The 595-nt window shown below is 65.4% G+C and carries 2 protein-coding genes; both read left to right on the top strand.

Going from position 1 to position 595, the window contains the following annotated elements; all coding sequences use genetic code 11:
* A partial coding sequence (locus ACP4IX_RS36495) for a winged helix-turn-helix domain-containing protein (protein WP_426558976.1) occupies positions 1-302 on the top strand: 302 nt, incomplete at its 5' end.
* A gap of 111 nt (positions 303-413) precedes the next feature.
* Positions 414-595 (top strand): hypothetical protein (locus ACP4IX_RS36490; RefSeq protein WP_426558974.1); only part of this gene is annotated, 182 nt, incomplete at its 3' end.

Raw genomic sequence — 595 nt, 5'->3', positions numbered from 1 at the left:
AGGCGCTCGAGCGCGGTCTGCTGCGCATGGACCCCGAGCGGCACACCTGCACCTGGAAGAACGAGCCGGTGACGCTCACCGTCACCGAATTCCTGATCCTTCAGGCGCTGGCCACGCGGCCCGGCGTGGTGAAAAGCCGCAACGCGCTGATGGATGCGGCCTATGACGACCAGGTCTATGTCGACGACCGCACCATCGACAGCCACATCAAGCGCCTGCGCAAGAAGTTCAAGGCGGCCGACGACGACTTCGAGATGATCGAGACGCTGTACGGCGTCGGCTATCGCTTCAAGGAAGCCTGATCTGCGCCTCCCGGGCGGCTTGTTAACTGACAGGGCCCGCACGGCTGGGGTAAGCTTGGGCCACCGCCTGCTTCGCGGGACGACATCCAAACCAACCGGCAGCTTTCGCCTGTGCTTGATCGAACGCAGCTCGAGCAGGGACTGAATACCGAGGACGCGTCACTGCTCCTCGATCAGGAAGCCGTGGCCGACGAGGTGGCGCGGGACAAGGGCTGGCGCCGCCCGCTCGGCTGGCTGCGCCGCGCCGGCCAGTTCTTCTTCGCATTGTCGTTCTCGAGCCTGACGCGCCGCAT

Source organism: Streptomyces sp. WG5, assembly GCF_049974565.1.
Lineage (GTDB): Bacteria > Actinomycetota > Actinomycetes > Streptomycetales > Streptomycetaceae > Streptomyces.
Note: the sequence above shows the minus strand (reverse complement) of the source record. Positions and strands in the feature narration are given on the sequence as shown.